We start from the raw sequence: 8,777 nt of genomic DNA on the forward strand, positions 1-8,777 counted from the left end.
AACGCCTGTCTGATCCTGCCGCTGCCACAAGGATCTGGACCAGGCCCGCGAGGCCGCTTCCAGCCAGAAGATCGGCACCACCGGCCGCGGCATCGGCCCAGCCTATGAGGACAAGGTCGGCCGTCGGGCCATCCGCGTCGCCGACCTCGCCGATCCGGAGGCCCTGAGGCCCAAGATCGAACGCCTCCTGTCGCACCACTGCGCCCTACGTCGCGGCCTGGGCCTGCCGGAAGCCAATGGCGACGAACTGTTTGACGCGCTGATGACCTGGCCCCGCGTGTCCTGCCCTATGCCCAGCCCGCCTGGCGGGTCCTGGACCAGGCCTACAAGGCCGGCCGCCGTATCCTGTTCGAAGGCGCCCAGGGCGCGCTGCTCGCACGTCGGACCACGGCACCTATCCGTTTGTCACCTCGTCCAACACCGTGGCGGGCCAGGCCTCGGCCGCAGCGGCATGGCCCTTCGGCGACGGCGCTACGTGCTGGGCATCGTCAAGGCCTACACCACCCGGGTCGGCGAAGGTCCGTTCGCGGCTGAGCTCTTTGACGAGTGGGCGTGCATCTGTCGACCGTCGTCGCGAGGTCGGGGTCAATACCGGCCGGGCCCTCGTCGCTGCGGCTGGTTCGACGCCGTGCTGGTGCGCCAGTCCGTGGCCATCAACGGCATCCACGGGGTGGCTCTGACCAAGCTGGACGTGCTGGACGGCCTCAAGACCCTGAAGATCTGCGTCGGCTACAAGATCGGCGACAAGGTCGTCGACTATCTGCCGGCCGGCATGCGCGACCAGCAGGCCGCCACGCCGATCTATGAGGAGATGGACGGCTGGAGCGAAAGCACCGCCGGCGCGCGTTCCTTCAAGGATCTCAACGCCAATGCGGTAAAGTATGTTCGGCGTGTGGAAGAGCTGATCGGCGCGCCCGTGGCCCTGCTGTCCACCAGCCCCGAGCGTGATGACACCATCCTGATGCGCGACCCGTTTCAGGGGTGAAGCCGGGCCGCTGGGCCGGTAATCTAAACGCTTGGTGAACCTTGTTCGCTTACCTTGGCAGTTGACGTTGCGAGGGTGGGGCGCTTGGGTCTGCGGGAATTTCTGGATGACGGTCGCGAGGGGGCTTCGCTGACCATGAGCCGTCGCGGCCGCGTCAGTCGCCTTCTGGCCATGTCCATGGTCGGCGGTCTGCTGGCCGCCAATTTTGGCTGGCCGGTGGCTGCGGCCTGGATGGCGGCCAATCTGTCCCTCGAAGCCTGGCTGCTGGTGCTGCAGGTGCGGTTCAAGCCACGCCCAGACGGCCGCACCTCGCTGCTCATACGGCTGGGCCCGCCGGCGGCGTTCAGCACTCTGTGGTCTGTGATGGCCGCGCTCAGCTGGATCCACGGCACGCCGGCGATGCAGTTCGCCGCCCTGGTCATCCTGTTTGGCTTGCTCGTCGAGGGGCTGAAATACGCTGTTGTCAGCCGGTCGGCGCTGCTGGCCATGATGCCGGGACCGTTCACGGCCCTGTTGCTCGCGCCCACCGTATTCGGCGGCTTTACCGGGTGGGAAAGGGTCGTGGTGATCGTCATCCTGGTGTCTCTTGGCGCCTATGTGCTGGAGGCCACCCGCCAGCTGCGGGCCAGCGCCCTGGCGCTGGAAAAGGCCCAGGCCCAGGCCGATGAGGCCAGTCAGGCCAAGTCGGCCTTCGTGGCGATGATGAGCCACGAGCTCCGCACCCGATGAACGGCGTTCTGGGCATCGCCCACGCCCTGGGCCAGACCAAGCTGGACGCTCGCCAAGCCGCTTATCTGGAGATGATCGTCCAGTCCGGCGACGGGCTAATGACCATTCTCAACGACATCCTCGACCTGTCGAAGATCGAAGCCTGGAAGCTGGAACTGGAGGTGGTCGCCTTCGATATTCGCCGGCTGAGCGGCCAACTACATCTGGTTTGCAGCGAGACCGCCCGCCTCAAGGGGGTGGAGTTGGCGCTGGAGATCGACCCCGAGACCCCGACCTGGCTGGCCGGGGATCCGATGCGCGTGCGGCAGATCCTGCTCAATCTGGTCTCCAACGCCCTGAAGTTCACCGATGCCGGGCGGGTGGCGGTTCGCATCGCCCCCGATGCGGCGGGCGGCGTGATCGTGACGGTGAGCGACACGGGTGTCGGCCTGAGCCTCGACCAGCAGACGCGCATGTTCAATCCGTTCATCCAGGGCGACCGCTCAACCTCCCGCCGGCACGGCGGCACCGGGCTGGGTCTGACGATCTGTCGCCAGCTGGCGGAATTGATGGGCGGACGCATCACCGTCGAAAGCGTGCCGCGGCAAGGGTCGGTCTTCACGGTCTACCTGCCGCTGGCCGCCGTCGAGCCCCCGACTCTGGCCGGCCTGGCGGGGGCGACCCTGGACCTGACCCATGCCCGGGTCCTGGTGGTCGACGATAACCCGATCAACCTGACCGTCGTGCGGGCGATCCTCGAGGCGGCCCAGGCCGTGATCGCCACCGCCAGCGACGGTCGCAAGGCCCTGGCGCGCCTGAGGGTCGAGGATTTCGACGTCGTGCTGATGGACGTCCACATGCCCGACATGGACGGAATCGAGGCGGTTCGGCGCATTCGGGCGGGTGAAGCCGGCCGCGTCGATATTCCGATCATGGCCCTGACCGCCGACGCCATGGCGGGCGAGGCCGAGCGTCTGGTTCGTCTGGGCTTTGACGACGCCCACGCCAAGCCGATCCAGCCGGCGGGTCTGCTCGAGGCGGTGGCGCTGCTGCGCCAGGCTGGACGGCAGGTCGAGATCGAAGACGTCCCAAGATTGCGGCGCGTTCACTGATCGCCGTTCGGTTAGCGATTGTTTAGCCGCCGCCGCGCTATCAGACGAACTGAGCAAGAGGTCGAGAACACGTGTCCGCAGGACGAAAACTCAAGCCGGTCCAAAAGGCTGACAGGCTGACGCGTAGCTTGCGGGCCCTGGAACGCACGGCGTCGACCAGCAGGGTGCTGAATCTTTTGGCCATCCAGGCGGCCAGCGGCCAGCGGCCCGACTACGCCGAAGCGCCGATGTTCCGGAACCGCGTACTGAACTCGGCCATGGTGGTGCGCCATCGGTTGCGGGCCGACGACCTGTTCCTGTTTGAAGACGCCCGTCCCAACGCCACCAAGATCATTATCCCCTTCGAGCGCAGCGACCTGGCCCTGGGCGGCCAGTCTTTCTTCGTCGGGCAGCGCGGCTGGGTGGACCTGATGCGCGAAGCCTGCAGCGACTCGTCCGATATGGCTCGCGACCTGGCCACGCTGCGGATGATCGATCAGCTGCCGTCGCTCGATCCTTTCCTGCTGCGCGAGCACCTTCGCCGCCACGGCGTCGTGGTCGCCCCCTGCTATTTCGCCCTGTCGTCCAGCGATCTGGAGCAGATGCAGGGCTTCGTCATCACCGAGATGTCGCGCCTGATCGCCCTGGCCTATCGCGACAGCGGCCAGATGAACGGCGCCCACACGGCCCGCCTCGTCGAGGCGCTGTTGTCGACCGATGTCGACGAGCGGTTGGAGCCGCTGCGCCAGACCCTGGTGATGGAGGGCGACAGCTTCAAGGAGGGCGTCTTCAGCTGGAAGGGCTTCCTCTACTATAAATGGATGCTGGACCGGCTCTGGTCGCAGCTGTCGGGCGTAGCCGATGAAATCGGCCGGCTGACCGTCACCGGCAATCGCGACACCGAAACCGCCCGCTATATCGATGACGTGCGACGCCGCCTGCAGGTCAGCATCGTCGCCGAGCGCAATTCGGTGCTGCGGGCGATCAAGGTCTATGACGACGCGTTCGAAGACCTGATCGAAAACGGCAAGCCCCAGGCCTTCCGCGCGTTCCTGTGGCGCGCGCCCGAGATGTTCCTGTCGCTCGGTGAAAAGGTCGGAGTCATCGCCCATATCGCCAGTTTCTGGCGCTATCGTTTCCCGCTCGGCACGGCCCTGATGGTCCATGTCGACGAGGCCGTCGACATCCTGCAGGATTTTGACGCCAGCCTGAGCGTCACCCTTCCCGGTTAGGACACCGCCCTTTTGGGAAGGGGTTTTTTACCAACCATCACCTAGACTGCCGTTACGTCCAGTTGGAGCTCCCGAGTCGCGTGTTCGACGACAATCCACGAACTCTGCAGCGCGTCTTCGCGAGAATTCAACGGGTGCTGATCGTTGATCCGAGCACGGCGGCCGTTCGCCTGCTCGGCGACCAACTGCGCCATGTCGGCCCGATCCAGATCTACAGCGCCGCGACGGTTGAGGCCGGCTACGGCATGGCCCGCACCACCGACCCGATGCTGATCTTTGTCGAGCAGGCCTCATCGGGCTGCGATGGCCAGGCCCTGGCCCGCAAGATCCGTCGCAGCGAACTGGCCTGCCGCGAGAACCCGATCATCATGTGCACCGCCGAAGCCACGGCCGAGGCGATCTTCGGGGCGCGCGACGCCGGCGTGCATGAATTCATGCGCAAGCCCTTCACGATCAAGGATCTGGAACGACGGCTGGAGGCCGTGACCCTGAAGCCGCGCGACTGGGTCGAGGCGGTGGAATATGTCGGTCCCGACCGCCGCCGCTTCAATTCCGCCGAGTACAAGGGGCCGCGCAAGCGAAAGGCCGACGCGGCCGGCTCCGTCGCCGCGCGCCTGTCGCAGGCGCTGCGGATCATCAAGTCAGCCGCCCAGGCGCTCGACTCCGATCCCAATCAGGCCCGCCGCGCTCTGGCCGCCCAAGCCGTCGAGCTCAAGAAGATCGGCCTCGCCGTCAAGGAGCCGCGCCTGGTGCAGGCCGCCGACGCCCTGGCCGCCTGCACCGACGGTCCGACCGCCGAGACCCTCGGTCGTCAGGAACTGCTCAAGCGCGTCGACGCCCTGATGGGCTTCATGGCCCCGGAAGGCAACGGTGGTCGCGGCGCGGCCTGACATCGCCTGCAGGTTTCAGACAAAAAAAGGGCGGCGTCCGGGGGACGCCGCCCTTTCCATTTCCGGCGACCCCGGCGGAGGGCGTTAGAACGCCATGCGTGCGATCAGTTGGAACACAGGGCCGGCTTCTTCGCTCTCCAGCTCGTATTCGTCGAAGGCGCGCGTCTTCTGATCGGCGGTGCTGCCGAACTTGTTGAAGGTTTCTTCCTTCTTGGCGTTCAGCAGGTTTGAGCCGGTCAGGCGTACCGTGATCTTTTCGCCAAGTCGCTTTTCCACGAACAGTTCGAGGTCGGCGCCGTAGGTGGTGGTGACTTCCTCGCCGATGATCCGGCCATAGGCTTCGCCCTGCTTGCGGTAGGTGGCCCCGAAGGCTCCGCCGAAGGTGGGCAGATCCTGGATGAAGCCCAGGTTCAGCACATAGTCGGACTGGTCGTTGAACTTGCGACCGCCGAAGGTGTCGTCGATGTCGCTGTCCAGCCAGGAGTAGTTGAAGAACACGCCGGTGTTCTCCAGGCCGAAGGCGGTGAGCGGGGTCGACAGGTCAAATTCGACGCCCATCACCGAGCCATCGCCGACGTTCTGGGTCTGCAGCGCCAGGGCAGGCGCGCCGGCCGAGCCCGCGCCGATGCTGGTCAGTTCGATCAGATCGGTGACGTCGCGATAGAACACGTTGACGCCGGCCACGCCGCGCGAACCCAGGCGACGCTCATAGCCAACATCCAGGCCCCAGGCGGTTTCGGGCTTCAGATTGGGGTTGCCGACGAAGTCGTTGTCGCCGAACTCTTCTTCCAGGGTGACCGGCGAGATCTGGTCGAAGCCCGGGCGGCGGACGGTGCGAGCCACCGAGGCGCTGATGCGATCCTTGCCGGTCAGGTTCCACTTCAGGTGGGCCGAGGGCAGCAGGATGGCATAGTCGGTCGAGAAGGCGCGCAGGGCCGGGGCGACGGTTTCGTCCTGGATATCCACGTCAGTGGTCTCGTAGCGGAGGCCCGCTTCCCACTTCACGTCGCCAGCCTTGCCCGACACCATGACATAGGGGTCAAGCCGGGTTTCCTTGATGGCGCTGTCGCCGCCCAGGACCGGGGCATAGGCCTTGTCGGCGGGCGGGTTGGCGCTCGGCAGGTTGTAACGGTTCCGCGGGATCTCGGTGATCAGCATGTCGCGGTCCTTCTGCTGGTACTGAGCGCCGAATTCCACGTCAAAGCCGGCCAGGGCGCGTTTGTGCTCAAGCTTGGCGGTGAATTCCTTGTCTTCCAGTTCGGTGCGGGCCTTGTCGGCGGTGAAGCGGTCGCCGTCGGGGAAGGGAATGGCGTCGCGCAGATATTCGATCTCGTTCTCGAACTCGTACTGGCTGTCGGTGAACACCGAATAGCCGAGCTTCACGGCCGTTTCGCCGCCCAACATCTCGCGCTTGAACTTGCCGTTGACCGACCAGTTGTCGGTCTGGATGTCGACGTCGTTGTCGTTGACGGTCAACAGATCGGCGATCCGCTCGCGGCCGCCGCGATATTCCAGGGAGTCCTCGTCGGCGAAGCGGTCGGTGCGGACATAGAAGCCGCTCAGGTCCAGCTCGCCGCCGGCCACGGGCACGCGGTAGTTGGCGTTGAAGGAATAGTCGGTGCCGTTGCGAACGTCCGATTGCAGTTCGGTATTGTTGAGCGACGCGCCGGGCTCGTCATAGCGCCAGCTGGTCTTTTCCTTGGGGTTGCGGCGTCCTTGAATATTGGCGCCGAGCAACAGGCGGCCGGGGCCGACCTCGCCGCCCCACACCGCGCCGAGCGTCTCGCGGATACGGCCGTCATTGAGCATGATGCCGCCGGCCCGGATGAAGCCGCCGTCCAGGGCGTAAGCGTCCCGCAGCACGATGTTTAGCGCGCCGGCCATGGCGTCGCCGCTACGGTTGGCCGAGGCGCTGCGGACGATTTCGATGCGCTCGATCATTTCGGCGGGAATGCGGTCGACGAAGAACGAACGGTCGGCGCCGGCGCCGGGAACCTTCTCGCCATTGATCAGGATCTGGGTGTAGCCGGGGTCGAGGCCGCGCAGGCGCGCGCCGTCAGATTCCAGAACATCCGACAGGAAGGTGACACTGGGCACGCGCTTCAGCGCGTCGCCCGCAGTCAGGGGCTCGAAGCGTTGGAAATAGTCCAGACCGTACTCCAGCACCGGAGCGGTCTGCTCGGAGCGGTTGCGATAGGCGATCTTGGCCTGGACGGACGACTTCCGAGGCGGTTGCCGGCGTATCGGCGGTGGCGATGGGCGCATCGGTCGGATCGGCGGCGAAGGCGTTCTCGGCCAACACCAGAGGCGCGAGGGCCGCCAGAGCGAAAAGAGCGGTCTTGTTCATGGTGCTTATCCCCATCCTCGGCGCGGCCGTTGACGGGGCCGTTCGCGCGTGGTTTCACGCGGCGGGGCATAAATTCGCCAAGGTCATGGGGCTAGTGATGTTTTTCCGACAGTTTTATCTCAATTCTGTGTCGATCGTCTGGATTTCTGCCCTGGCCCTGTCGGGCTGCGCGATCTTGGATCCCGAAGCGCGGTCGGATTCGGGCAAGCTTCTGGTCGGCGTCGGGACGCCGGTTCCGGTCGCCGCCGAGACGCAATCGGTGGCTACGCAGCGCGCCGACGCGGCGGATGATCCCGAGATCTGGGCGGACCCCAAGGACCCCTCCCGCGTGGTGATCTTCGGCACCGACAAGCAGGCTGGTCTTTACACGTACGATCTGAGCGGCGCGATCACGGGCTTCCTGCCGGACGGCAAGCTTAACAATGTCGATTTGCGTGGCGGATTGGCCACGCCGGCGGGCGAACGGGTGTTGGTCGCGGCCAGTGATCGCGGGCGCTTCGGCGCTGCGCTCTATCTGATGGATCCGGCCACGCTGAAGGTGGCGCCCTGGGGTTTGGCCAAGCTTGACCTCGCCGAACCCTATGGCCTGTGCATGGGCCGGCGGGGCGAGCGCTTCATCGTCATCGTCAACGGCACCGACGGTCAGGTGCGGCAGGTGGCGATCACGGTCGGCGCCGACGGCCAGCCCGTCGCCACCGAGGAGCAGCGCTTCGCGGTCGGCAGCCAGACCGAGGGCTGCGTGGTCGATGACGCCACGGGCGCGCTCTATGTCGGCGAGGAGGCCAAGGGGATCTGGCGCTATGACCTTGACCCGGCAAGGGCGCGGCGCGCGTCCAGGTGGCCGCGGCGCCGTCGGCCATGCTCAAGCCAGACGTCGAGGGGCTGACCCTGCTGCGCGAGGGCGAAAAGACCTGGCTGATCGCCTCCAGCCAGGGCGACAGCGCCTTCGCCGTCTGGCGGGTGGACGGCGACGCGCCGGACTATCGCGGTCGGTTCTCCGTGGTGGGCGCGAACGGGATCGACGGTGTGACCGGCACCGACGGCGTCGCCGCGCTGGGCGGCGTGGTCGGCCCCTATGGCGAGGGTTTGGTGGTCATGCAGGATGATGTCGACGCCGAGGGCGAGGCGCCCTCGACGGCGCGCGTGCGGCAGAACTTCAAGCTGGTCGATTGGCGGGCGGTCAAGCTGGCGCTCGGGCTGAACTAGAGCCCTTCGGGGATCGCCGGACCCCTCAGGCCGGCATGGCCAGCCAGTGGCGCAGGGCCAGGGTCACGGCTTCGGGCGCTTCCATCGGGGTCATGTGGCCGGCCCTGGCGATGATCCGCAGATGTGACCTGGGGATCGCCCGGGCCATGGCCTGCTGCCCGGCCAGCGGCGTGATCTGGTCGGCGTCGCCCGCGAGGATCAGGATCGGGCGGCGCAGGGCGCGCAGGGGCGCTTCGCCGTCCGCGCGGGCCAGACCGTTCTGGCGCAGGAACACGTCCCGGCCAGCCTCTGGGTCATGGCCTGGATCCGGCTGGTCAG

Annotated in this window: 7 protein-coding genes and 2 pseudogenes; 7 read left to right on the top strand and 2 right to left on the bottom strand. The window is 66.5% G+C overall.

What is annotated here, in order from left to right:
- Window positions 1-70 precede the first annotated feature (70 nt).
- From CSW58_RS15670 to CSW58_RS05690, 6 genes and pseudogenes are all read left to right on the top strand, one after another.
- A pseudogene (locus tag CSW58_RS15670) lies at window positions 71-205 on the top strand (adenylosuccinate synthetase); the annotation flags it as partial.
- 246 nt (window positions 206-451) lie between these two features.
- Window positions 452-985: an adenylosuccinate synthetase gene (locus CSW58_RS15680; RefSeq protein ID WP_255406554.1), complete on the top strand. Its 534-nt coding sequence runs from the start codon at window positions 452-454 to the stop codon at window positions 983-985.
- Between the two features lie 135 nt (window positions 986-1,120).
- On the top strand, window positions 1,121-1,714 hold the full coding sequence (locus tag CSW58_RS16100) for a hypothetical protein (protein WP_369825091.1): 594 nt from the start codon (window positions 1,121-1,123) through the stop codon (window positions 1,712-1,714).
- On the top strand, window positions 1,711-2,805 hold the full coding sequence (locus CSW58_RS16105) for an ATP-binding protein (RefSeq protein ID WP_369825092.1): 1,095 nt from the start codon (window positions 1,711-1,713) through the stop codon (window positions 2,803-2,805). Before CSW58_RS16100 ends, CSW58_RS16105 begins: the two co-directional genes overlap by 4 nt.
- Window positions 2,806-2,876: 71 nt before the next feature.
- Entirely contained in the window at window positions 2,877-4,016 is a 1,140-nt protein-coding gene (locus CSW58_RS05685) for a hypothetical protein (protein ID WP_099446636.1), read from the top strand.
- An 80-nt stretch (window positions 4,017-4,096) separates the two neighbouring features.
- Complete coding sequence (locus CSW58_RS05690) at window positions 4,097-4,906, top strand: PleD family two-component system response regulator (RefSeq protein ID WP_099446637.1); 810 nt, start codon at window positions 4,097-4,099, stop codon at window positions 4,904-4,906.
- Between the two features lie 84 nt (window positions 4,907-4,990).
- Here the strand turns inward: CSW58_RS05690 and CSW58_RS05695 are convergent, their stop codons facing one another.
- Window positions 4,991-7,171: a TonB-dependent siderophore receptor gene (locus tag CSW58_RS05695; RefSeq protein WP_236627664.1), complete on the bottom strand. Its 2,181-nt coding sequence runs from the start codon at window positions 7,169-7,171 to the stop codon at window positions 4,991-4,993.
- Between the two features lie 179 nt (window positions 7,172-7,350).
- On the opposite strand from CSW58_RS05695, the pseudogene CSW58_RS05700 reads away from it, so the two are divergent.
- A pseudogene (locus tag CSW58_RS05700) lies at window positions 7,351-8,459 on the top strand (phytase).
- 25 nt (window positions 8,460-8,484) lie between these two features.
- On the opposite strand, the gene CSW58_RS05705 reads toward CSW58_RS05700, so the two are convergent.
- Window positions 8,485-8,777, bottom strand: a 293-nt coding sequence (locus tag CSW58_RS05705; protein WP_236627665.1) for an alpha/beta fold hydrolase, incomplete at its 5' end; no start/stop codon positions are given.

The organism is Caulobacter sp. B11, from assembly GCF_002737765.1.
In the GTDB taxonomy this organism is placed as follows: Bacteria; Pseudomonadota; Alphaproteobacteria; order Caulobacterales; family Caulobacteraceae; genus Caulobacter.